General features: G+C 67.0%; 21 protein-coding genes and 1 tRNA gene. 16 read left to right on the top strand and 6 right to left on the bottom strand.

Annotated elements, in window-relative coordinates:
• Window positions 1–38 precede the first annotated feature (38 nt).
• Window positions 39–1,166 carry a CPBP family intramembrane glutamic endopeptidase gene (locus GJV80_RS15425; RefSeq protein WP_195908956.1) on the top strand — a complete coding sequence of 376 codons (1,128 nt, stop codon included), beginning with the start codon at window positions 39–41 and terminating at the stop codon, window positions 1,164–1,166.
• Here the strand turns inward: GJV80_RS15425 and GJV80_RS15420 are convergent.
• Entirely contained in the window at window positions 1,148–2,032 is an 885-nt protein-coding gene (locus GJV80_RS15420) for an oxygenase MpaB family protein (protein WP_154688657.1), read from the bottom strand. The two genes, GJV80_RS15425 and GJV80_RS15420, sit on opposite strands and share 19 nt — an antisense overlap.
• A 79-nt stretch (window positions 2,033–2,111) precedes the next feature.
• On the opposite strand from GJV80_RS15420, the gene GJV80_RS15415 reads away from it, so the two are divergent.
• The 9 genes from GJV80_RS15415 (at window position 2,112) to tmk (ending at window position 13,959) form a co-directional block, all read left to right on the top strand.
• Window positions 2,112–3,230, top strand: a complete 1,119-nt coding sequence (locus GJV80_RS15415; RefSeq protein WP_154688656.1) for an iron ABC transporter permease — start codon at window positions 2,112–2,114, stop codon at window positions 3,228–3,230.
• Entirely contained in the window at window positions 3,227–4,267 is a 1,041-nt protein-coding gene (locus GJV80_RS15410; RefSeq protein ID WP_230207736.1) for an iron chelate uptake ABC transporter family permease subunit, read from the top strand. Before GJV80_RS15415 ends, GJV80_RS15410 begins: the two co-directional genes overlap by 4 nt.
• 98 nt (window positions 4,268–4,365) lie before the next feature.
• Entirely contained in the window at window positions 4,366–5,175 is an 810-nt protein-coding gene (locus GJV80_RS15405; RefSeq protein WP_154690302.1) for an ABC transporter ATP-binding protein, read from the top strand.
• 74 nt (window positions 5,176–5,249) lie between these two features.
• A complete protein-coding gene (locus tag GJV80_RS15400; protein WP_154688655.1) occupies window positions 5,250–6,128 on the top strand; it encodes a universal stress protein in 879 nt (292 codons plus the stop codon).
• 17 nt (window positions 6,129–6,145) lie between these two features.
• Window positions 6,146–7,291: an aminotransferase class V-fold PLP-dependent enzyme gene (locus tag GJV80_RS15395; RefSeq protein WP_154688654.1), complete on the top strand. Its 1,146-nt coding sequence runs from the start codon at window positions 6,146–6,148 to the stop codon at window positions 7,289–7,291.
• A gap of 59 nt (window positions 7,292–7,350) precedes the next feature.
• Window positions 7,351–8,922: a methyltransferase gene (locus tag GJV80_RS15390; protein ID WP_230207735.1), complete on the top strand. Its 1,572-nt coding sequence runs from the start codon at window positions 7,351–7,353 to the stop codon at window positions 8,920–8,922.
• 213 nt (window positions 8,923–9,135) lie between these two features.
• Window positions 9,136–11,889: a type I DNA topoisomerase gene (gene topA, locus GJV80_RS15385; RefSeq protein WP_154688653.1), complete on the top strand. Its 2,754-nt coding sequence runs from the start codon at window positions 9,136–9,138 to the stop codon at window positions 11,887–11,889.
• Between the two features lie 31 nt (window positions 11,890–11,920).
• On the top strand, window positions 11,921–13,327 hold the full coding sequence (locus GJV80_RS15380; RefSeq protein ID WP_154688652.1) for a hypothetical protein: 1,407 nt from the start codon (window positions 11,921–11,923) through the stop codon (window positions 13,325–13,327).
• Window positions 13,324–13,959 (top strand): dTMP kinase, encoded by a 636-nt coding sequence (tmk, locus tag GJV80_RS15375; protein ID WP_154688651.1) that lies wholly within the window; start codon window positions 13,324–13,326, stop codon window positions 13,957–13,959. The genes GJV80_RS15380 and tmk overlap by 4 nt, the downstream gene beginning before the upstream one ends.
• Window positions 13,960–14,006: 47 nt before the next feature.
• On the opposite strand, the gene GJV80_RS15370 is transcribed toward tmk, so the two are convergent.
• Entirely contained in the window at window positions 14,007–14,585 is a 579-nt protein-coding gene (locus tag GJV80_RS15370; protein WP_154688650.1) for a hypothetical protein, read from the bottom strand.
• A 291-nt stretch (window positions 14,586–14,876) separates the two neighbouring features.
• On the opposite strand from GJV80_RS15370, the gene GJV80_RS15365 reads away from it, so the two are divergent.
• On the top strand, window positions 14,877–15,461 hold the full coding sequence (locus GJV80_RS15365; protein WP_154688649.1) for a TetR/AcrR family transcriptional regulator: 585 nt from the start codon (window positions 14,877–14,879) through the stop codon (window positions 15,459–15,461).
• Between the two features lie 39 nt (window positions 15,462–15,500).
• Here the strand turns inward: GJV80_RS15365 and GJV80_RS15360 are convergent, their stop codons facing one another.
• Window positions 15,501–16,574 (bottom strand): tartrate dehydrogenase, encoded by a 1,074-nt coding sequence (locus GJV80_RS15360; protein ID WP_154688648.1) that lies wholly within the window; start codon window positions 16,572–16,574, stop codon window positions 15,501–15,503.
• Between the two features lie 571 nt (window positions 16,575–17,145).
• Between GJV80_RS15360 and GJV80_RS15355 the strand changes: the two genes are divergently transcribed.
• The 4 genes from GJV80_RS15355 (at window position 17,146) to GJV80_RS15340 (ending at window position 22,261) form a co-directional block, all read left to right on the top strand.
• Window positions 17,146–18,327: a DNA polymerase III subunit delta' gene (locus GJV80_RS15355; protein WP_154688647.1), complete on the top strand. Its 1,182-nt coding sequence runs from the start codon at window positions 17,146–17,148 to the stop codon at window positions 18,325–18,327.
• A gap of 574 nt (window positions 18,328–18,901) precedes the next feature.
• A complete protein-coding gene (locus tag GJV80_RS24740) occupies window positions 18,902–19,567 on the top strand; it encodes a transglycosylase family protein (RefSeq protein ID WP_154688646.1) in 666 nt (221 codons plus the stop codon).
• Window positions 19,568–19,740: 173 nt separating this feature from the next.
• Entirely contained in the window at window positions 19,741–20,589 is an 849-nt protein-coding gene (locus GJV80_RS15345; RefSeq protein WP_154688645.1) for a regulatory iron-sulfur-containing complex subunit RicT, read from the top strand.
• Window positions 20,590–20,641: 52 nt separating this feature from the next.
• Window positions 20,642–22,261: an alpha/beta fold hydrolase gene (locus GJV80_RS15340; protein ID WP_154688644.1), complete on the top strand. Its 1,620-nt coding sequence runs from the start codon at window positions 20,642–20,644 to the stop codon at window positions 22,259–22,261.
• Here GJV80_RS15340 and GJV80_RS15335 read toward each other — a convergent pair.
• The gene (locus GJV80_RS15335; protein ID WP_195908954.1) at window positions 22,258–22,722 is read right to left on the bottom strand and encodes a GyrI-like domain-containing protein; all 465 of its coding nucleotides are present in this window, start codon (window positions 22,720–22,722) and stop codon (window positions 22,258–22,260) included. The two genes, GJV80_RS15340 and GJV80_RS15335, sit on opposite strands and share 4 nt — an antisense overlap.
• Before the next feature lie 150 nt (window positions 22,723–22,872).
• Between GJV80_RS15335 and GJV80_RS15330 the strand changes: the two genes are divergently transcribed.
• Window positions 22,873–22,945, top strand: a tRNA-Thr gene (locus tag GJV80_RS15330).
• 73 nt (window positions 22,946–23,018) lie between these two features.
• Here the strand turns inward: GJV80_RS15330 and GJV80_RS15325 are convergent.
• Window positions 23,019–23,885 (bottom strand): tyrosine-type recombinase/integrase, encoded by an 867-nt coding sequence (locus GJV80_RS15325; RefSeq protein ID WP_230207734.1) that lies wholly within the window; start codon window positions 23,883–23,885, stop codon window positions 23,019–23,021.
• 203 nt (window positions 23,886–24,088) lie between these two features.
• On the bottom strand, window positions 24,089–24,295 hold the full coding sequence (locus tag GJV80_RS15320; RefSeq protein WP_230207733.1) for an AlpA family transcriptional regulator: 207 nt from the start codon (window positions 24,293–24,295) through the stop codon (window positions 24,089–24,091).

Raw genomic sequence — 24,295 nt, 5'->3', positions numbered from 1 at the left:
AGCCGGGGCGTTTGTCCCCGACTGACACAATCGCAGCTATGACGCAGCCCGACAGGCCGTACCAGCCGCCGGTCCAGCCTCCTGCCGGAGGCCAACCGGCCCCGTACGGCCCGTCGGGCTTTCCACCGGGCAACCTCCCACCAGGAAGCCCGCCGGGCAGTTATCCGCAGGCCGGCTTCCCGCCGGGCTATCCCGTCCCCGCGTGGGCACGGCAACCCGATCCGATGCCGACCGCACCGGTCGAGTACCAGCACATGCTGCGCGGCCCCCGACACCGCTGGTGGCGACCACTGGTCACCGTGCTGCTCTGCGCGGCACTGGCGGTCGCGGTGCAGGTGATCACCGGACTGGTGGTCGGTGGAGTGCTGGTCGCCACCGGGACTCCGGTGTCCGACGTGGTCCGTCGGATCTCCACGACCAGCCCGATGGCTCCACTGACCTTCGCAGTGGTGATCATCAGCCTGGTCTCCTTGATCCCCTCGGCGATGCTGGCCAACTGGATCGTCAACGGCGTCCGGCCGGGCTATCTGTCCTCGGTCGCGGGCCGCTTCCGTTGGCGCTGGTTCGCCCGTTGCCTGGTGATCACCGTGCCGATCTTCGTGATCTTCGTCGTCCTCCAGGTAGCGTTCGGCCAGGAGATCGGGCCGCGTCCCCAGCACTGGGTCATCTTGTTGATCATGGTGATCATCGGCATCCCGTTCCAGTCGGCAGGCGAGGAGTACGCATTCCGCGGCCTGGTGCTGCAGAACGTCGGTTCCTGGTTCGGCCGTCCGAAGGTCGCGCTGGTCGCTGCGATGATCCCGTCGGTGATCGTGTTCGCGCTGGCCCACGGCAGTTTCGACCCCTGGGTGTTCGCCGACCTGGCGATCTTCGCGCTGGCATCGTGTTTCGTGGCCTGGCGCACCGGCGGCCTGGAGTCGTCTGTTGCCCTGCATGCCTCCAACAACGTCACCTTGATGATCGCCACCTTGCTCTTCGGCGGGTGGGATCAGGCGTTCGTCAGCTCCAACACCGTCGGCAGTCCGATCGCTCCGCTGGCAACGTTGATCGTCAACGGCATCTGCATCGCCGTGATTCTGTGGCAGGCCAGACGCGTGCGGCTGCAGCGGACCTACCAGCGGCGACAGCCGCAGACCGCTCCCGCCGGCTATCCGGCCCGCGGATGAGGCTCGGATGGACGCCGGCCCATTTCGGCTTCGAACGCCCGGTCGAGGATGATCAGCAGCGCGCGCGTGCTTGGCCGTAGCACTGCGCGGTCGATGATCGTCGACGTCGGCACACCGAGCTCCGCCCGGGCCCAGGCCGGCAGGATCGCCAGCGCGCCGAGTGCCAGCACCCGATAGCCGGCGCGTTCCGGCCCGGTCAACGGCGGATTCCACAGGCAGAACTGGGCAGCCGCCCTGGCCGGCGCGGTGCCGCGCAGCAGTGGTCGAAATTGCTCCAGTTGCTCCCGCAGTCGATCATGGGTGAGCGGCGGGTCCGTCACGCCGAGTGCCGTGGCAGTGATCGCCATGTCAGCCACGTAGCGATCGACCTCGGATTCGGGGAGCGGCCGGATCGCGTAGGCCCGATTGGCCGCCAGGAAGCTGTCCATCTCGGCGACGTGGATCCACAACAGCAGCTCCGGATCTGATGCTGCATACCCGGTGTGGTCAGGCATCGTGCCGGTCACCTGCTGGTGGATCCGCCGGACTCGGTCGATCCGTTCCCGAGCCTGCTCGACCGAACCGTACGTGGTGGCGTCGATGAAGGCCGCGGTCCGCCGCAGCCGACCCCACGGATCGGAACGGTAGCCCGAATGATCATGAACGGCCTGCATCGCCGCCGGATGCAGGGACTGCAACAGCAGTGCGCGCAGGCCGCCGATCAGCATGGCGACGTCTCCGTGCACCTTTCGCACGGGAGAATCCAGCGGCAACCAGGGCTCGTCGTCGTCAACCGCATGGGTGATGACCGCCCCGTCACCGGCGAGGCGGTCGGTGACCGCGTGCACCAACTTGGCGCCCAGCACGTTCAACGGTGACACCGGCACCCTTCCAAGCTACCCGGCCCGCTGTCGACCGAACGGCCCGGGTTTCCGGCAACCCGACGGTCGAAGTTAGGCTCGCCTTATGAGCCCTGCGACCGGCACGCCCGAGCGCGTCCGACCGGTCGCATCGTCCGGCCGCCGCACGCGGGTCACAACCCGACTGCTCCCCGGACTGTTGCTTTGCGTGGGTGCGCTGATCCTGCTGTCCATGCTCAGTCTCGCGGTTGGGGCCCGGACCATCAGCACGCGGGTCGTGCTGGACACCGTCGGAGAGTTCAACCTCTGGCACGCGATGTCGGGACACAGTGTGATGGCCGGGCTGCCGGATCGCTATGCCGATGACACCGATCGGCTGGTGGTCATGACGCTGCGGGTACCACGAACTCTCGTCGGGCTGCTGGTCGGGGCGGCGCTCGGCCTGGCCGGCTGCGTCATGCAGGGCGTCACCCGCAATCCGCTCGCCGACCCCGGCATCCTCGGCGTCAACTCCGGTGCCGCGCTGTCGGTGGTGCTGGCGATCACCTTCCTCGGTGTGGGTTCCACCTCCGGCTACATCTGGTTCGCATTCGGCGGGGCGGCACTCGGAGCCGTTCTGGTGTATGCCATCGCCGCCTTCGGCCGGGAGGGTGCGACGCCGATCAAGCTTGCTCTGGCCGGGGCAGCGCTGACCGCGGTGTTCGCCGCGATCACCCAGGCCCTGCTCCTGCTGCATCAGGGCACCTTCGATGAGTTCCGCTTCTGGCAGGTCGGTGCGCTCTCCGGGCGGGACCTCGGCGAGGTCGGGCGGGTCGCGCCGTTCCTCCTGGTCGGCTCTGTTCTCGCGTTGTTCCTCGGCCGCTGGTTGAACGCGCTGTCATTGGGTGATGATCTTGCCCGCGGCCTCGGCGCGCACGTCGGGTTGGCCAGAGGCGTGTCGGCGGCGGTCGTCGTGTTGCTCTGTGGCGCCGCCACTGCGGCCGCCGGACCGATCGGTTTCATCGGCCTGACCATTCCGCACGTGGCGCGATTGATCACCGGGCCGGACTACCGCTGGACGCTGCCGTACTCGATGCTGCTCGCGCCGATCCTGTTGCTCGGATCCGACATCGTCGGCCGAGTGATCGCCCGGCCGGGGGAGATCCAGGTGGCGATCGTCACCGCAGTGATCGGCGCTCCGGTCTTCATCGCCCTGGTACGCCGCAAGAAGCTGTCCGAACTGTGACCGCGCTCAGCCGGGATGCGGTGATCGTCCGGTCGGTACGCCATCGGTCGCGCCGCAGGACGATGATCGTCACCGCTGCGTTGTCGATCGCGCTGCTGGCGGTGTTCGTGCTCGGGATGACCATCGGCGATTTTCCGCTCAGCCTCAGTGACCTGTTCCGTACCCTGACCGCCCGCGGTACGGCTGCGAACAACTTCGTCGTCTACGACCTGCGACTACCGCGGGTGATCACCGGTATCCTCGTCGGCCTGTGCTTCGGCATCTCCGGTGCGATCTTCCAATCGATGATCAGGAACCCGTTGGCCACTCCGGACATCATCGGAGTCAGTGCCGGCGCCAGCGCGGCCGCAGTGTTCGCCATCCTCATCCTCGGCCTGAGCGGTGTGGCCGTGTCCGCGTTCGCGTTCACCGGCGCCCTGGTGATTGCCTGTGCCATCTATCTCCTGGCGTACCGCAACGGCCTGTCCGGTTACCGCTTCGTCCTGATCGGGATCGGGTTGGCGGCGGTGATGATTGCGGTGATCAATTATCTGATGACCCGGGCACAGATCCAGGAGGCGCAGTCGGTACTCGTGTGGCTGACCGGCAGCCTGAACGACGCATCGACCCCCGGAATGCTCACCCTGGCCGCCCTGTCATTGGTGATCATCCCGCTGTCGGTGATCGCCGGACGCTGGCTCGGCGGACTGCAACTGAGCGACGACACCGCTGCCGCGATCGGCGTGTCGGTGCAGCGGTCCCGGCTGTTGTTGATCTTGCTCGCCGTCGCGCTGGCAGCCATCGCCACCGCGGCTGCCGGCCCGGTCGGTTTCGTGGCCTTCGTGTCCGGACCGATCTCACGTCGGCTGACCGGGGGAACCGGCACTGCACTCATTCCGGCCGGACTCGTCGGCGCGGTTGTCGTCAGCGCCGCCGATCTCGCGGCCCAACATCTCCTGCCGATACCACTGCCGGTCGGAATCCTGACGGCGGTGATCGGCGCCCCGTACTTGATCGTGCTGCTGATCAGAACCAATCAGCACGGAACCGGAGGGTAACCATGACACCGACCGGACCCGCGACCGGACCCGCCACCGGACCCGCGACCGGAAGGACGCCGGGCAGGTCGACCGAGTCATCCGCGGCGACCGCCACGATGCACGAGCTGCGCACGGCCGATCTCAGTCTTGGCTACGGCGACCGGGTGATCGTCTCTTCGCTGTCGGTGCAGATTCCTACCGGTCAACTGTCGGTGATCATCGGCGCCAACGGCAGCGGCAAGTCGACGTTGTTGCGCGGGATCGCCCGACTGCTGGCGCCGATCTCCGGCCAGGTGTTGTTGGACGGGCGGAGCGTCCACGCCATGCCGAGCAAGGAACTTGCCCGGATCGTCGGCCTGCTGCCCCAGTCGCCGACCGCGCCGGACGGCATCACCGTCGCCGATCTTGTCGGTCGCGGGCGCTACCCACATCAGGGCTGGTTCCGGCAGTGGCGGGCAGCCGACGATCACGCGGTCACCGAGGCACTTCGGGCGACCGACACATTGTCGCTTGCCGACCGGCCGATCGAAGACATGAGCGGAGGGCAACGGCAGCGGGTATGGATCGCGATGGCCCTGGCCCAGGAGACAGATGTGTTGCTGCTGGACGAGCCGACCACCTACCTCGACCTGGCCCACCAGATCGAGGTGCTGGACCTGCTCGCCGAGCTGAATCACAGCCGGGGGACGACGATCGTGGTCGTCATGCACGACCTCAACCTGGCCTGCCGGTACGCCGATCATCTGATCGCCATGCGGTACGGCAGCATCGTGGCCGAGGGTGCGCCCGCCGCGGTGATCACCCCGGAACTTGTCGCCGAGGTGTTCGGTCTGTCGTGCACGGTGATCGAGGACCCGGTGGCGCACACACCGTTGATCATCCCCATCGGCAGCCGGCACGATCAGCTCCGGCAACGACCGCGGTGAGAGCTCCCGTGCACACCGGCGGGCTGCGGCGTAGGCTCTGTGTCGGCTGATCAGGCCTCGGACGAGGAGAGTGCATGAGCAACAAGATCGTGGTCGGTATCGACGGTTCGGCGATCAGCGAACGGGCAGTCGAGTTCGCCGCCGATGAGGCGGAGCTGCACGGCACAGAACTCGAGATCATCTATGCCATCGCGTTGCCGACCGATGTCGACTTCTACGGCGTCACGATCGCCGGCCCACAGATCGAGGCGCTGCAGCATTACGCCGATGAACTGCTGTCGGCCGCAGTCACGACGGTGAACCAGAGACATCCTGATCTTGTCTGCACCACCAACTCAGTCATCGGCACGCCGACCTGGGTGCTGATCAACGCGTCGGAGGATGCGGCCGCGATCGTCGTCGGCCGACGCGGTCTGGGCGCGGTCAAGAGCGCCTTCCTCGGCTCGGTCAGCAGCCGACTGGCGACCGAGGCATCCTGCCCGGTATTCGTGATCAGCGAGGACGAACAACGCCCGACCAGCGGACCGATCGTGGTCGGAGTCGACGATTCCGAGTTCGGCACTGCGGCGCTGGCCTTCGCCCTCACCCAGGCGGCGGCCCGGGAGACCACGGTGCGGGCGGTCAGCGCCTATCGCACGCCGGCGATCGCCATCCCGATCGAGCCGGAGCTGGTGGTCGAACTGCGGAAATCGGAGGCCGCGGAGGCCGAGAGGATCCTCAACACGGCCCTGGAGCAGGCCAGGACGCCGGAGACGGCATCCGTCGAGGTGGTGAAGGTGACGGTGGAGGACTCCCCGGCCGATGCCATCCTGACCCAGTCCAAGGACGCTCAACTCATCGTTGTCGGCTCGCACGGCAAGGGGTTCGTCAAGCGGCTCCTCCTCGGATCGGTGAGCCGGCAGGTGTTGCACGAGGCGGACCGACCGGTTGCCGTCGTCGACCTGTCGCACTGACCATCTCCGGCGGCCCGATGCCTGATCCGGTGGACATCCGTGACCAGTTCCACCTGGCTGACGATGATGCCTACTTGAACACGGCGTACATGGGACCGCTGCCCACCTCGGCGGTGGCCGCCGGCACGACTGCACTGGCGGCGAAGAGTCGTCCGTGGACGATCACCGTCGACGACTTCTTCGCGCCGGTCGCCCGGCTGCGCAGCTCCATCGCCGACCTGCTCGACGGCGACCCCGACGGTGTGGCGATCGTCGGTTCGGTCAGCTACGGGATCGCCACCGCCGCCGCGAACCTGCCGGTCCGCCCACGATCGACCATCGTGCTGCTCGGCGACCAGTTCCCGTCCAACGTCTACAGCTGGCGTGCGGTGGCCGCCGCCAACGATGCCCGGGTGATCACGGTCGGCAAGTCCGCCGCCGGTTGGACCCCGGCGCTGCTGGAGGTGATCGACGAGCGCACGGCTGTCGTCGCAGTCGAGGGGTGCCACTGGACCGACGGCAGCACCATCGATCTGGTGCGGGTCGGTGAGGCCTGCCGGGCCGTCGGCGCGGCGCTGGTCGTCGACGTCACCCAGTCGTTGGGCGCGGTTCCGTTTGCGCACACCGAGATCCGGCCGGATGTCGTGGTCGGCGCGCTCTACAAGTGGTTGCTCGGGGCGTACGGCGGGGCCTTCCTGTGGGTTGCGCCGCCGCTGCGCGATCGGACACCGATCGAACTGAGCTGGATCACCCGCGACGGCAGCGAGAACTTCACCGGGCTGGTCGACTACACCGACGACTACCAGCCGGGCGCCCGCCGCTACGACAGTGGCGAGGTGTCGAACTTCGCCAACGTCGCGGCCAGTGTGGCGTCGCTGGAGTTGATCAACCGTTGCAGCCCGGAGCGCATCGCCCGGCACGCTGGGGACCTGACGACCCGGCTGGTCGAACGCGTCGCGCCACTCGGTCTGGAAGCACCGGACGCCTCGACCCGGTCGCCGCACCTGATCGGTCTCCGATTGCCCGACGACGCGCCGGATCCGCAGGCCGTGGCAGCCGCACTGGCCGCGGAACGGGTGTACGTCAGCGTCCGCGGTACGGCGATCAGGGTCTCTGTGCACGGCTTCAACAACCAGGCCGACGTCGATCGCCTGGTGGATGTGCTGGCCGCAGTCCTGCGCTGACCCGGCGGCGCAGCGGGCACCGACCGGGGAGCGCGGCGAACCCGTGGCACGATGTCCGGGTGCTCCGTCTCGGCGATGACAATCCTGGCGACGACGGCTCCGGTCTGTCCGACGACGATTTTGACCGGCTGCGGTCGCGGCTGGCGGAGATCGACTACACCGTCGACCGGATCATCGACCTGGTCGGCGAGCACGAACACGCCGCGCTCGGTCGGAACAACACCACTCCGGCGCTCCGCGCCCTGCGCGGCATCGACGATCCAACCGCAACGCTGGCCAGGCTGTGGCCGCTGCAACAACCGGTGGACAGAGAGGATCTGGAACGCGCGGTGCCCGGCCTGGCCGAGAAGTTGATCACTGGCCGAGTCCTGGAAGTCGATCATGACCGGGTCCGCGCGCGGATCGACCTGCGGCCGTACGCCAGCGACGACGGTGCCGGCGGCTGGATCTTCTCCGACCTCACGCCGGGCCTCGATGGCCCGATGACCCCGGTTCCGCCCGATTTCGTGCTCGGCGTCTCCCCGGCCTCGATGACCCTGGCAGAGATGACGATCCGCCGACCGGTCGCGTCGGCGCTCGATCTCGGCACCGGTTGCGGCGTGCAGAGCCTGCACCTGGCCCGGCACGCCGACCGCGTGGTCGCCACCGACGTGAACCACCGGGCCCTGGCCATGGCCAGGGCGACCATGCGACTCAACGGCGTTGACAGGGTCGACGTACGGGAGGGCAGTCTGTATGGGCCGGTCGGCGACCAGAGGTTCGACCTGATCGTCACCAACCCGCCGTACGTGATGTCCCCGCCGTCGGACGCCGACCGCCGGCTCACCTATCGCGAGGCAGGCCTCGTCGCAGACGATCTGGTCCGGCAGGTGATCGTCGACGGCGCCCGGCGCCTGAATCCCGGGGGCAGCCTGCAGGTGCTGGGCAACTGGGCGCAGCTCCACGGTCAGGATTGGCAGGACCGGCTCGCCGGATGGATTCGCGGGACCGGCTGCGACGCCCACATCCTGCGCCGCGAGGTGTTGGACGCGTACGAATACATCGAGATCTGGCTCGCCGATGCCGGTCTCCTGGGAGAGCCTTCGACGACACGCCGTGCAGATTGGGGAATATCTGACCCCTCGCCGTATCGGGAGGCCTACCGGCAGTGGTGTGACTATTTCGATGAGCTGGGCATCGAGTCGGTCGGCATGGGCTGGTTCACGCTGACCGATGCGGGCCGCGACGTACCGGTCGTGACAATCGAGGACTGGCCGCACCCGGTGGAACAGCCGATCGGGCCGGCCTGGGCGGACCGGATCGATGCTGTGAACCTGAGCGAGCGTCTCAGCGACGCCGACGTGCTGGCGACCCGCTGGAAACTGGCCGAAGACATCACCCAGGAGACCGTCGGCCCGCCGGGCGCGGAGGACCCGGCGGTCATCGTCTTCCGGCAGCAGCGGGGGTTCCGGCGCGCGGTCCGCGCGGACACGGCACTGGCGGCCGTACTCGGTGCCTGCGACGGTGAGCTGACGCTTGAGCAGATCGTCGACGCGGTGGCCGGCATCCTCCGCGTCGACGTCGCCGACCTCGGCAATGAGATACTCCGCCACGTCAGGTCGCTGATCGTGGACAATCTGATGACGGCGTAGAGTTGCCGACCTGTCCGGACTGCTCGGATTCGCAGGAATTTGGCAGCACCCCTTATATATGGACACGTTCGGGTGGACCGGCTGGCGCTGGGCGCAGTGCCCCGGAAGCAGTTGACGTAACCGTCGACGAAGTGGTTGACGATCAAAGTAGTTGACAATCGAACCTCTCAGCAGCAGGCAGTTCTGAGCAGCAGGCAGTAAGGAAGGCCAGGAGTGGCAAGCAACGGGTCCGGACACCGTCTGGTGATCGTCGAGTCGCCGACCAAGGTGAAGACGATCGCCGGGTACCTCGGCGACGGGTACGTCGTCGAGTCCTCGCGCGGCCATGTCCGGGACCTGCCGACCGGCGCCTCGGAGGTTCCGGCCAAGTACAAGGGCGAGAAATGGGCCCGCACCGGAATCGACATCGACAACGGATTCGAGCCGATGTACGTCGTCTCCTCCGACAAGCGACAGACGATCAAGCAACTGAGGCAGGCGCTCGCCGGAGCCGACGAACTGCTGCTGGCCACCGATGACGATCGCGAGGGCGAGGCGATCGCCTGGCACCTCCTGGAGGAGCTCAAGCCCAAGGTCCCGGTCCGCCGAATGGTCTTCCACGAGATCACCCGGACGGCGATCAACGAGGCGCTGCAGAATCCGCGCGGGCTCGACGAGGACAAGGTCGACGCCTACCAGGCGCGCCGGATCCTCGACCGGCTGTACGGCTACGAGGTCTCGCCGGTGCTCTGGCGCAAGGTGATGCCGCGGCTGTCGGCCGGCCGCGTGCAGTCGGTGGCCACCCGGTTGGTCGTCGACCGGGAGCGGGAGCGGATCGCCTTCCGCAGCGCGGGCTATTGGGATCTCGACGCAACGCTCGACGCCGGCGAACAGGCCAACCCGCCACTGTTCCCCGCCCGGCTGACCCATGTCGGCGCGGCTCGGGTCGCGCAGGGTCGGGACTTCGACGACCGCGGCAACCTCAAGCAGTCCGGTGATCAACTGCTGCATCTTGACCAGGGTGCGGCACAGGAACTCGCCGCCCGGATGCGCGTCGCGCAGTTCTCGGTGACCAGCGTCGAATCCCGCCCCTACCGGCGCAGCCCCTACCCGCCGTTCCGCACGACGACGCTGCAGCAGGAGGCGGGGCGCAAGCTCGGCTTCACAGCGCAGCGGACGATGTCGGTCGCTCAGGACCTCTACGAGGGCGGCTACATCACCTATATGCGTACCGACTCGATCACCCTGTCGGTCTCGGCGATCTCGGCTTCCCGGGATCAGGTGCGTCGGCTGTTCGGCGACCGGTATCTGCCCGACCAGCCCCGGGTGTACGCCAGCAAGGTCAAGGGTGCGCAGGAAGCACACGAGGCGATCCGGCCGTCCGGCGAGACTTTCCGTACACCGGCCCAGACCGGACTGACCGGTGATCAGTTCCGGCTGTACGACATGATCTGGAAGCGCACCGTCGCCTCCCAGATGCGCGACGCCGAGGGCAACACCGTCACGGTCAAGATCAACGCCCACTCGACGCAGGGGGAGGACGCGACCTTCGTTGCGTCCGGCCGGACGATCACCTTCCACGGCTTCCTCAAGGCCTACGTCGAGTCCCGTGACGACGACACGGTGGCAGCCGATGATCAACAGACCCGGCTGCCGAATCTGAGCGAGGGCCAGTCGCTGCGTCCGGAGGAGATCACCGCCTCCGGCCACGAGACCAAGCCGCCGGCCCGCTACACCGAGCCGTCCCTGGTGGCCAAGCTCGAAGAGCTGAACATCGGCCGGCCATCGACCTACGCGACCATCATTCGCACCATCACCAGCCGCGATTATGTGTTCAAGAAGGGATCCGCGCTGGTTCCCACGTGGCTGGCGTTCGCGGTGACGAACCTGCTCGAGAAGCACTTCCCGCGTCTGGTCGACTACCAGTTCACCGCCGAGATGGAGGAGGACCTGGACAAGATCGCCGACGGTGATCTTGGTCGGCTCGCCGTGCTGAACGAGTTCTATTACGGCGAAGGTGATCAGGAAGGGCTGCACAAGCTGGTCACCGAGCTCGGCGACATCGATGCCCGGGCGCTGTCGACCTTCGAGATCGGTGATCTCGACTCCGGGGTGGTTGCGCGCGTCGGCCGCTACGGCACCTATGTCGAGGACTCGGACGGACGTCGGGCCTCTGTTCCCGATGATCTTGCTCCGGACGAGCTGACCCTCGACCTGGCCAAGGAGCTGCTCAGCAAGCCGATGGGTGAGGAGCGTGAACTCGGCACCGACCCGGAGACCGGCAACAAGATCGTCGCCAAGAACGGCCGGTTCGGCCCCTATGTCACCGAGGCGCTGGACGACGATGCGCCCAAGGGTGCCAAGCCGCGCACCGGATCGCTGTTCAAGTCGATGAGCATCGACTCGGTCACCCTGGATCAGGCGCTGCAGCTGATGAGCCTGCCGCGGATCGTCGGGGTGGGCGAGGACGGCGTCGAGATCACCGCACAGAACGGCAGGTACGGGCCGTACCTGAAGAAGGGCAGTGATTCCCGGTCACTGGACAGCGAGGAGCAGATCTTCGAGATCACCCTCGACGAAGCCGAGAAGATCTACGCCCAGCCCAAGCAACGCGGACGTGCCGCGGCCAAGCCGCCGTTGAAGGAGCTGGGCGACGATCCGGTCAGCGGCAAGCCGATGGTGATCAAGGATGGCCGGTTCGGCGCGTACGTCACCGATGGTGAGTACAACGCCACCCTGCGACGCGGTGACGAGATCGAAACGATCACTGCCGAACGTGCGGCGGAGTTGCTGGCGGAGAAGCGTGCCAAGGGGCCCGCGCCGAAGAAGCGTACGGCGAAGAAGACCACTGCGAAGAAGACCACGGCCAAGAAGTCCACAACCAAGAAGACCACAAGCAAGAAGACCGCGGCCAAGAAATCGCCGGCCAAGAGGACGGCAGCGAAGAAGACGACGGCGAAGCAGGCCGGGAGCTCGAGCTCGTCATGATCAACAGCGGCCCCGAACGCACGGTACGCAGGTGACCAAGACGCGGGCGGCCGGTTCGCCGCTGTTGTTCGACCTGCCGTTCACTGCGGACCCGACCCGGCTGGACAACCCCGGGATCGGATTGGCGCGAGTGGTTGCGCTGTCCGGTCGTGAGACCACTTTCACGGCCGAGGTGACGGTGCTCGATGTCGCCGATCATCGACTGATCCGTTCGGGTGTCGAGCTGGCACACCGGGTGATCGAGGGCCGCGGCGACTGGTATCTGCGGGCACCGGACTGGCAGCCGTTGCTGCCTGCGGAACGCATCGAACCGTTCGCGGTGGGCGACCTGCCCTCGGACATCGCCGATCTGGTCATGCCGTTCCGGCGGCGTGGTGCGCTCGGACCGGTGGCCGCGATCAGCGTCGAGCGGCAGACCTTCGAGCTCCGCGCCGCTGAAGGGACGGAGCCGCTTGGCCGGCTGCAGGATGATCGGGTCACCGTTCGACGCGGCGGGGTGACGACGGCGCGATACCGGGAGACGACGATTGATCCCGTAGGCGGACTCACCACGAAGCAGCGGTCCTGGTTGACCGGCGTGTTGGTCGACGCTGGGGGGACGCAGGTGGACGGGTTCCCCAACCTGGCAACCCGGCTCGGCACACCGGCGACCGGACTGACCGACTATCCGGAGCCGCGGCCGATCACCGAGCGGTCGAGTTTCGAGAGTTTCGTCGAGGCCGTGCTCGCCGGGCGGCTGCGCGAGTTGATCATCGCCGATCTGACCGCCCGGGCCGAAGGGGCCGAGGCGGTCGGCCGCGTACGGTCCGTCGCCGCCGGCTTGCGGGGAGACCTCAACGGGATGTCTGCAGCACTCGAACCGGACTGGCTGGCCGACCTGGACGAGGAACTCGATTGGCTGCTGTCTGCGCTGGACGGAGCTGGGGTCAATGACGAGCGGGTCCGTTCGGTGCTCCGCCGGGAGCGGTATCTGCGACTGCTCGACCTCCTGGTCAGCGCCGTCCGAGGGCCACGGGTCGACACGGATGTTGCCGACCTGCCGGCCGCCGAGACGCTGACCGGCCTGCTGTCCGAGGCGGTACACAAGCTGGTCAAGGACGCCGCGGGTCTCGAGTCCCGCTCGCAGCCCGTGGACTGGACGACGGCCGCGCTGAGCGCTGAGGAGGTCGGCCGGATCGACAGCCTGGCCAGGATCGTGGTGGCCAAGAAGGACCGCCGAGCGGCCCGGAAGCTGCGCCGGGTGATCGAACTGCTGACTGAGGCAACGGCCGAGGCCGAGGCTGCCGACGAGGCACAGCGGCAGGCCAGGTTCGCCGCACCATCCGAGGCATTCGAGTTGGGCCGTGCCCACCAACGGCATCGGCAGCGCCAGGCGGCCGCCCGGGAGGGCTTCTTCGAAGCCTGGGCGAAGGTGTCCAAGTCCGGGAAGGTCTCGTGAACGATCAGCAGACCGACGGACTGTTCGTCGTGTTCGAAGGCGGCGAGGGAGCCGGCAAGTCCACCCAGGTCGGGCTGCTGTGCGACTGGTTGGCCGAGACCGGGCGGGCATTCCTGCGCACCTTCGAACCCGGTGACTCAGCGGTCGGCAAGCAGATCCGCAGCATCGTGCTGGACCCGTCGACGGGTGATCTCGCGCCCAAGGCCGAATCGCTGCTGTACGCCGCCGACAAGGCCCACCACCTGGCCACGGTCGTCCGTCCGGCCCTGGCCCGCGGCGCGGTCGTGGTCTGCGACCGGTACGTGGACTCGATGCTGGCCTACCAGGGTGCGGGCCGGGTGCTCGACCTGGACGAGGTGGAGCACATCGCCCGGTGGGCGACCGACGACCTGCGACCGGATCTGACGGTCCTGCTCGACGGCGATCCGGCCGAGCTGATGGGCGGTATCGCCGACCGCGACCGGATCGAAGCCGCCGGCGACGACTTCCACCGGACCGTACGCGACCACTTCCGCCGGCTCGCCGCCCGTGACCCCGAGCACTACCTGGTCTTGCCTGCCCGCCAGTCCCGCGACGCGATCGCCGCCGCCGTCCGCGCCCGGATCACCCCCCTCCTGCCGAGGGGTCAGTAAATCCTTGATTTGTGCGGCGTGTCGCCGGCCGGGAAAGGCTTGGAAGCTCAGCGGCCCGGGTTCTGCCGGTTTGCCGTGGCCATGGCCAGCAGCACCAGTCCGATACCGAGCACGATGCCGTCGGCGATCCGGCCCTCGATCGGAACGAAGAACTGTGGCAGGTAGGTGAGTAGCCCGAGCCCTGTGATTGTCAGTCCGACCCGAAGGAACATCGGGCGGTGGCGGAGCAGCAGGAGCAGGCGTACGCCGGCCGCCGCGACCAGCAACAGGCCGGCAGCGAACGCTGTCATTGCGACGGGCTGGTAGCGGAACATGTCGGCCGCCGCCACGCCGGACGGATCGTGGAGCTGCACGGCCAACCGGCCGATCGCGTTCAACCCGAATGCCTCGGCCCCGTAGTAGGGCAACACCAGCAGCGTTCCACCGAAGGCGAGCCGACCGGCCCACCGATCGACCGCCAGCAGCCCCCAGGCCGACGCGATGAAGCCAATCATGCCGAGGCTGTGGGCCAGCAGCCACGCCGGCCGGGCATACAACTCGGCCGCGCTGAACCCCGTCTCGACAGCCGACCCGCGCAGAATCGGATACACCGCGAAGGCGATACCGGCAGCGATCAGGGCCAGCACCCTCCAGCAGGCCTTGGGTGTGCGGGGCTGACGGTGTGGCGACCGGGGCGCCCCTGGTGATCGTGGACATCATTCCTCCATAAATGTGAGCACTGCTCTCTGTCGTTCCCCATCAGTATGACCACCTGGCCGGTAGATTGCAAGAGCGTTGCTCACAGTTGTGTTTAGTGCTCGCTTTCGTCATGATGGGGCCATGCCCGGACAGACGCCGCGCCAACTCGCCCGCGAGGAGACCCTTCGCCGGATCAAGACGCTGGCGCTCGGCCAGCTCGCCGAGACCGGGGCGGGGAACTGTCGCTCCGGGCGATCGCCCGCGAGCTCAATCTGGTGTCCAGCGCGATCTACCGGTACTTCGCCAGCCGCGACGAATTGATCACCGCGCTGATCATCGACGCGTACAACGATCTTGCCGATGTGCTGGACGCCGCAGCCGAGCGCGATCGGCGAACGCCGGTGCGCCGGTGGCGGGAGACCTGCCTCGCACTGCGGAGCTGGGCCAGCGAGCAGCCGCATCGCTTCGGATTGATCTTCGGCACCAGCATCCCCGGCTATCACGCCCCCCAGACCACCGTCGCCCCGGCAGCCCGCGTCTACCGTGCCCTCTCGATCATCAGCCTGGACTCCGAGCCGGCCGGCGACCTGACGATCGGCCGCGAGTTGCGCGGTCAGCTGACCACCGCCGCAACCGGTCTCGAGCTGGATGTCGACGAGCCGACGATGCTCGCCGCGATCAGTGCGTTCTCCCGGATCATCGGCGTGATCACCCTCGAGCTGGGTGGGCATTTCGTCGGCACGTTCGAGCCCGCCGATCACTTGTACGCCGCTCTCGTCGAGCGGGAGGCCAAGCTGCTCGGCATTGCCGGTCACGAACGGTGAGTGCAGGTCTCCTGTTGTCCTGAAGGGGTTCGGCTGTCGCTAGCGCGTGATCGCGTCGGCGATCGCCGTGCCAAGATCACTGCAGGACGCAGTTCCACCAAGATCAGGTGTCCGGATCCGGCCATCACCCAGTACGCGTTCGAAGGCGGCCACGACCGCATCGCCTGCTTCCGGATATCCGAGATGATCAAGCATCAACGCGCCGGCCCAGATCTGCCCGATCGGATCCGCGATCCCGCGACCGGCGATGTCGGGGGCCGAGCCGTGCACCGGTTCGAACAAGGACGGGAACTCTCCGGAGGGGTTGATGTTCGCGCTCGGCGCCACCCCGATGGTCCCGGTGCAGGCCGGACCAAGATCGGAAAGAATGTCGCCGAACAGGTTCGAGGCGACCACCACGTCGAACCAATCCGGATGCAGGACGAAATGGGCGGCGAGGATGTCGATGTGGAACTTGTCCACCCGGATGTCGGGGAAGCCTGCCCCGACGGCGGCCACCCGCTCGTCCCAATAGGGCATGGTCACCGAGATCCCGTTCGACTTCGTGGCAGAGGTCAGGTGCTCGTTCCGCCGTTGCGCGAGCCGGAAGGCGAAGTCGACGATCCGGTCGACTCCGGTTCGGGTCATCACCGTCTCCTGGATCACGGTCTCCCGATCGGTGCCGTCGAAGATCCGACCGCCGATGCTGGAGTACTCGCCCTCGGTGTTCTCCCGTACGACGACGAAGTCGATGTCGCCGGGCGCACGGCCGGCCAACGGCGCCGGTACTCCCGGCAGCAGGCGTACCGGTCGGAGGTTGACGTACTGGTCGAACCGGCGCCGGAACTGGATCAACGATCCCCAGAGTGAGATGTGGTCCGGCACCACCTCGGGCCAGCCGACCGCGCCGAAGAAGATGGCGTCGAAGGCGCGCAGCACCTCGAACCAGTCGTCGGGGAGCATCGCGCCGTGCTGTTGCCAGTAGTCGACCGAGGCGAAGTCGAACTCCTCGAACTCCAGGCCGATCCCGAAGAGTTCTGCCGCCCGCCGTATGCTCCGCAGACCCTCCGGTACGACCTCCCGCCCGATCCCGTCGCCCGGTATGACCGCGATGCGGTGCGACTTGTCCGCCATGTTCAGCTCCTGTCCGACACACGAATGGGCACCCCGATCCCGCCGAGGGGTCACATAATCCCCCATCTTTGCGGCGTGTCGCGCGGCAGGGAGCGGTTCGTGCGGCGTCTTGCGGTCTGGTCTACCGTCGCCGCACCGGTTGGTCGTTCGCGCACCGGTTGGTCGTCGCCGCACCGGTCGGTCGGCGCCGCACCGGTTGGTCGGCGGCGCACCCGTTGGTCGTCGCCGCACCGGTTGGTCGTCGCCGCACCCGTTGGTCGTCGCCGCACCGGTTGGTCGGCGGCGCACCCACTGCAGCCGGTGCGCCGTCGACGAAAGGGTGCGGGACTGAGGAATTGGTGCGCCGTCGAGGAACTGGTGCGTCGTCGGGGAAGTGGTGCGCCGCCGACGAAAGGGTGCGGGACCGAGGAATTGGTGCGCCGTCGAGGAACTGGTGCGTCGTCGCGGAAGTGGTGCGTCGTCGAGTGAGTAGGGGCCGGGGGAGTTGGTGACCCGGCGGGGTAGCGCCAAGAGATGCCCGCAGAGCACTGCTCATTGGCCCGCTGTGGGTACGGACGGGCAGAATCGAGGCATGACATCGGTGACCGACAGCTCCGGGACCGCGCAGTCCGTGCTCACCGGAGTCTGGGCCGACCTGGTCGGACAGGAGCAGCCGGTCTCCGTGCTGCGGCGCGCCGTCGCCGGCGGCTCCCACGCGATGTCGCATGCCTGGCTGATCACCGGCCCGCCCGGATCCGGCCGGTCGAATGCCGCCCGTGCCTTCGCCGCCGCACTGCAGTGCCCGGACGGTGGCTGTGGTCACTGTCAGGAATGTCGTACGGCAGTGTCCGGAGCACACCCGGATGTGACTCTGGTACGCACCGAGCAGTTGTCGATCGGCGTGGACGAGGTGCGTGAGCTGGTTCGGCGCGCCGCCATGAGTCCTACGCTCGGCCGTCGTCAGGTGCTGGTGGTGGAGGACGCCGATCGGGTCACCGAGCGAGGTGCCGATGCTCTGCTCAAGAGCATCGAGGAGCCGGCGCCGAGGACCGTCTGGATCCTGTGTGCACCGACCGCCGACGATGTCGTGGTCACCATCCGGTCCCGCTGTCGGTCGCTGCAGTTGCACACGCCGACGGTGGCCGCGGTGGCCGGCCTCTTGCAGTCACGGGACGGCATCGAACAGCAGTTGGCCGACTACGCCGCTCGCGCGTCCCAGGGGCACATCGGACGGGCAAGGGCGCTGGCGCGCAGCGCGGACGCTCGTGAGCGGCGGGACCAGGTGTTGCAGATCCCCGACCGGCTGACCGGGCTGGGAGGATGCCTGGAGGCAGCCGCCGACCTGATCGCCTCGGCCACCGCCGAGGCGGACTCGATGACCGCCGAGCTCGATGCCCGTGAGAGGTCGGAACTCGAACAGGCATTGGGGTTCGGAACCAAGGGCGCCAAGCCGCGCCAGGCGCAGGCGGCACTGAAGGATCTGAACGACCAGCAGAGGGCGCGAGCCAAGCGCCTGCAGCGGGATGCGATCGACCGGGCGCTGACCGAGCTGACCGGTTTCTACCGGGATGTGCTCAGTGTGCAGACCGGGAGCGCCGCTGACCTCGTCAACAGCGAACTCAGCGAGCGGATCGGTCGGCATGCGCGCCGATCGTCGCCCGAGTCGACCCTGCGCAGGATCGACGCCCTGCTCGGCTGCCGGGAGGCGTTGGAGAACAACGTGGCGCCGCTGCTGGCGGTCGAGGCGATGATGATCGGGCTGGTTGAGGGCTGAATGGTTTCTTTTTCCTCAACAAGGGCTGTCTGAGCGGAGCTGGTCCGCCACGCCTGCTCTTGATTAAGAACTGAGCCGGAATTATCGGAGCTCTGATCGGACACCCACGGTCCATTGATGGTCGACCCGGTATCTGGGCTGCCACCAATGTTTGGGGATTTGCAATGCCCTTCGCCCGGTTCCTACGGTGGCACCTGCTCCGTATCCGAAACGTTATCAACTGCCGATGGCGCGGAGGTCGGGGTGAGCCAGGCACATCCGATGTGTGGCTGGTACGTACCCGGTTCGCGCCGAACCTCACCGCAGCCGGGTCGTTTGGCAGGACCCGTCCGAAGTCGGGGCCGAATGCCGGGAAAGTCCCGGGCGGATAGGTGGGGGTGGACCGCAGGGGGTCGAACCGGGGACCGGTCCGGGCGCAAGCCGACCGGGTCGCGGAGCAGACAGCGGTTCCACGAGATACGGCTCGGCCGTCGAAGCGGTGTATGAGGCCACTTCGCCGTCCAACTGCGTCGGGCACCTGACAGTCCGACGTGCGCCTTATCTCGCCGGCGCAGGTCAGGAAAGGGAAGAGGACTTGTCCAACTCCAAGATCACCAAGCGGGTTCTCGGTGCAGGAGCGGCTGTCGCTCTGTCTGCTGGAATCGGCCTGGCGACCGCAACCCCGGCGCATGCAGACGTGTGGGACCGGGTTGCGCAGTGCGAGAGCAGCGGTAACTGGAACATCAGCACCGGGAACGGCTTCTACGGTGGGCTGCAGTTCACCCAGTCGACCTGGAACGCGTACGGTGGCAGCGGCAATCCGGCCAACGCCTCCGTGTCGGAGCAGAAGGCGGTCGCCCGCAAGGTTCTGGCAGGACAGGGGCCCGGAGCTTGGCCGGTCTGCGGTCCGCGCGCCGGCCTGAGCCGCTCCAACGGCGGTTCCACCAGCAGCTACAGCTCCTCCAACAACTTCAGCTCGTCCCGCTCGACCAAGAGCTACTCGAGCAACAGCAACTCGTCGAGCAACTACACCCCGCGGCACAGCACCGGCACCTACTCGGCTCCGGCGCCGCACTACCAGCTGCCGAAGCACGCCTACAAGGGCAACGGCAAGCACGTCACCGTCAAGGGCGGCGACACGCTGTCCAAGATCGCGGCGAAGCACGACGTCAAGGGCGGCTGGATCGCTCTGTGGAGCATCAACCACAAGAAGATCTCCAATCCGGACCTGATCGAGGTCGGCCAGAGCATCGAGCTCTGAGTCGATTCTGAGACCTCCGACCGGTACCCGGGCTTGATCGCCAGCCGTCAGCTTGGGCCTCGGCTGTTTGGGTAGCATGTCGGCTGGAACAACTTCATATCGACAAGTTCATAATCGACGGGCCCGGTGCGCTTCTCTGGCACCGGGCCTCGTCGTGCTCTAACGTCAGTGGCATGGCACGGATCATGGCGGTCAGCTTTCAGCGCTACGGGCGGCTGTACTACCTCGATGCCGGCGATCAGACCTACGCCGTGGGCGACCGGGTGCTGGTGCCGACGGAGTCCGGACCTGAGGTGGCCGAATGCATCTGGGCGCCGGAGTGGGTCGACGAGGAGTTCGGTGAGCTGCCGGTGTGCGCCGGCAGGGCGTCCCCCGATGATCTTGCCCGGGACGACGCGAACCGGCGGCATCGCGCCGAGGCCAAGATCGTCGCGAAGAAACTGATCAAGAAACATGATCTTGCGATGAAAGTGGTCGGGATCGATTACCTTGATCACGGAGCCCACGTCGACAAGTTGGTGGTGATCTACTTCACCGCGCCCCATCGGGTGGATTTCCGGCTGTTGGTCGGCGACCTTGCCCGCAGCCTCAGGTCTCGGATCGATCTTCGTCAGGTGGGTTCCCGTGACGCCGCTCGGGTCACCGGCGGGATCGGCAGCTGTGGCCGGGAGTTGTGTTGTGTAACGTTTCTCAAGGACTTCGAGCCGGTCAGCCTGCGGATGGCCCGCGCCCAGGATCTGCCGGCCAACCCGTTACGGATCTCCGGCGCCTGCGGACGGCTGATGTGCTGCCTGAAGTACGAGCATCCCTTGTACGCCGAGTTCGCCCGCACGACACCGGCAGTGGGTTCGAAGGTCAGCACGGACGACGGCGACGGAGTGATCGTCGCCCACCAGGTGCCGTCGGATTCGGTCGTGGTCCGGATGCGGGATTCCGGTGCGGTGATGACCTGTTCGCGAGCGTCGGTGTGCGGGCCGCGCAAGTCGTATCGAAGCCGGAACGACGATCAGCCGGAGGGCTGACCAACTTGCGATAGACCCCCGATCTTGGCTGATCGCCAAGTACCCTCGACGCGTGATCCGGCAACGAGCAGCACTGGCGTACGCGTCGGCCGCCCTGCTGCTGATGATCACCGGCTGCACCGGGGGAGGGCCGAACAGCGAACTGCCAAGTCCGACCGAGACCCGTCATGGTTCCTCCACCGTTGCCGCGCCCGGTACGCCACACAGCAAGGACTATCCCGGCCCACACTCGACCAGTCGGCCGATCGAACCGGTACCCGCAGTTCGACCGCCGGGGTTCGTCGACCCGCCTTCGGGCCACGCAATGGCTGCGTACACCCATCAATCGGTCGACTGGCGGCCCTGCCCGACGAAGACTGCGGAGATGAAACAGTGCGCCAGCGTGCTGGCGCCGTTGGATTACCGCCATCCCGGCAGGCAGGCGGTCACCCTGGTCGTCGCCAGACTGCCAAGCACGTCGTCCGAAGCCGAGGGCGTGTTGTTCACCAACCCCGGCGGTCCGGGAGCGTCCGGCGTGGACTTTCTCGACTCCTTCGACCCGCGCGGCCTGCAGCAGTCCTACGACCTGGTCAGTTGGGATGTCCGCGGTACCGGCCGTTCGACGCCGGTGGAGTGCTTCACCAACCGGCAGATGGAGCGTTATGTCGCCGCCGACTACTCTCCGGACAACGCCGCCGAGGTCCAACAACTGATCGACCTGAACACGGACTTCGGCCGGACCTGTCTGGCCCGGTCCGGCAAACTCCTCAAACACATCTCGACCGAGGACACCGTTCATGATCTTGAACTGCTCCGGAGGCTGCTCACGCAGAGGCGGCTGAACTACTTCGGCTTCTCCTATGGCACCTCGATCGGCGCAATGTACGCGACGCTGTTTCCCGAGAGGGTGGGGCGGATGGTGTTGGACGGCGCGACGTCGATCGGCGGCGTGCCCACAGTGAGCCAGACGTACGGCTTCAATCGAACCCTCGGGAACTTCGCGACGTGGTGTGCCCGACAGGACTGCCGGCTGGGCGACAGCCAGGAGCAGGTCGAGGCGACCATTCGCGACTTCCTGCAGCGACTTGATCATGACACCATTCCGGGCGGACGGCGCGACCTGACTCAGGCGTTGGCCACCAGCGGGCTGACGTTCGCCATGTATTCGCCGCAGAGCAGCTGGCCGACCGTGCTCAACGGTCTGGAGAAGGCGATCTATGCCGACAACGGCACGTCGCTGTTGGCCTGGGCGGACGCCTACTACCAGCGCGACAGGGCGGGACAGTTCGGGCAGTTCAATGCCGCCTTCCCCGCGATCAGGTGTCTGGACGAACGTGATCATGGTGTCGCCGGCGAGCTGTCCCGGTGGCGTCGGGAAGCCAAGCGGGCGGCGACCTTCGGTCCGTTCATCGGGCCGGACTTCACCTGCGCCACGTGGCCGGTCAGATCGACCGGTGACACCGATCGCAAGATCGTTTACACCGGCCGGCCGGCGATCCTCATCCTCGGCACGACAGGTGACCCCGCGACTCCGTACGAGTACGCCGAGCACATGCACGAGGCGTTGAGATCCAGCCGGCTGATCACCTTCGAGGGCAACGGCCACTTGGCGTTCGACCAGAGCAGTTGTGTGCAGAGGAAGGTCTTGGACTACTTTGCGGGGACAACGCCCGACAACAGCCGCTGTGGTTAGCCCAGCAGCCAGAAGATCGTCATGGTGAGCTCGGCCGGATCGTCTGAGTGCGGTCCGTAGACCTCCCAGTGGACGGTCGGTTTCGGCACGTGGTTGGCCTCCCGCCAGACGTCGAAGGTCTGGTACGCCTGGTCCATCCGGCTCCACGGCCCGCGATGTTCGACACTGGCGACCTGGCCGCCGGGAAGTGTCGATGCGACAACCGCTCCGGTCAGCTCGCAAGGAACCCGGAGCTCAACACCGATCTCGACGTCCACACCGCCGTCCGGACGGTCGCGATAGAGCATGACGTTGGGGCAACCCCGGGTGACTCCGCCCGCCCGCAGACAGGTCCAGACGTCGGCTGAGAGTTGCGGCCACAGCGACGGAAACTCCGACCAGGTCGTGCTGGCCTTGCGGACCGCGGTCGTGCGGGCCGGCTCGTCGTGCACTCGAACACCGGGGTCTGTGTCGCTGGGCATGGATGGACAATCTAGCCGTGCAGCTTGATCGAGAACCAGCTCGACCATGACGGATCCGCCCTGACGCAGGGCCAACCTCGATTTCCGCCGTGGCGACGGCGTCGATATAGTTGGCTGCCGCTGCCGTACAGATTGCTGGACGGACAGCGCGCCACCTTAGCTCAGTCGGTAGAGCGATTCACTCGTAATGAATAGGTCGTCGGTTCGATTCCGACAGGTGGCTCGGATGGCGGAACCCCTTACCTCCAAGGGAAACCGCCTAGACCGTTCGAAGCCCGCAGCGAGGATCGGACAGGTCAAACCTCCTCCGCGCACCCCGGGCGCACCCCATGCCGGAAATTGAGCTTCTCAAGGCCCGCGGAATCGGCACTCGTGCCCAGGAAATGCAGGTAGAGATTCGTGGTCGCAATCGACTCGTGGCCCATCCACGCCTGGACCGTTCCGGGGTCGACACCTCGGGCCAACCAAAGGCATGCCGCCGTGTGCCGCAGATCGTGGATACGGCGCCCATCGCTGGTCGTGGACCAATTCACCGACCTCAGAACCGGCGTCCTGTGCAGCTGCGCACCACGGTCGGTCGTGAACAGCAGATCATTCGGCTTCCGGCCCTCCGCCAGGTCGAGGACGATCGGCAGCACCCGATCCGCGAGCGGAACGCGTCGCGACCGTCGACCCTTCGTGGACTTGGTGCCGACGCCCTCCGGAGCTGCCCGCCGGATAACCAAACCAGGGGTCGGAACCTGCATCAGGTCCCGCACGGTCACAGCGCGAACCTCACTCCAACGCAACCCGGTCCAACCCAAGACGAGCAAGATGTCAGCCAGCCGCGCGTTCTCGCCCTTCCAGCGCAGATAGGCCGCCTCGAGCTCGTCTTCGGTGAACGGCAGCATCTCCACCGGTTCGACCGATTGTTTCGGCACCCTGACGCCAATGACCGGGTTGGCCAGAATCAGCCGCTCCCGTACGCACCACCCGAAGAACACCGAGAGGCTGGCCCGGTAACGGGTCGCTGATTTTTCCGAGAGGCCGACCGCCAGCCACGACTCGAAACATCTGGCAATCTCCCGGTCGGACACCGTTCCGAGTTCACGCGCCGCCAGGCTCTTCGGCAGCACCCGCACCAGATCCTCATCAATCCGATGGGTATTCTTCGACACCGTCACCCTCCGGGTGGCCAACCACCTGGGCATCGCATGCTTCACCAACTCCCGGCCAGCTCGCGGGTCCACACCACCCGCGAGGCCCGCTCGCTCCCGGTTCAACCACCCGACCGCCTCCCGGCGCGTGTCGAAGGTCTTGGAAGCGATCTGGGTCCGACCCGACTTCAGCTGTGCGCGCCACCGCCCATTCGGTGTCTTCCGGATCGTCATGACGCCACCCGTTCCAGCCAGGCCAGGACGTCCGTACGCCGATAGCGTGGCGAGGCATCGCCAAGCCAGAACACCCGAGGTCCGATCCCGCGGGCTCGCCAGCGACACAGGGTCGACGGCGCAACCTTCAACGCCCGCGCAACCTCGGCCGACGTCATCATCATCGGCAGCAACTCATCATCTGCCGCTTCGATCCGTTCCAT

Origin of the sequence: Microlunatus sp. Gsoil 973, from assembly GCF_009707365.1 — a bacterium.
GTDB lineage: Bacteria > Actinomycetota > Actinomycetes > Propionibacteriales > Propionibacteriaceae > Microlunatus.
Note: the sequence above shows the minus strand (reverse complement) of the source record. Positions and strands in the feature narration are given on the sequence as shown.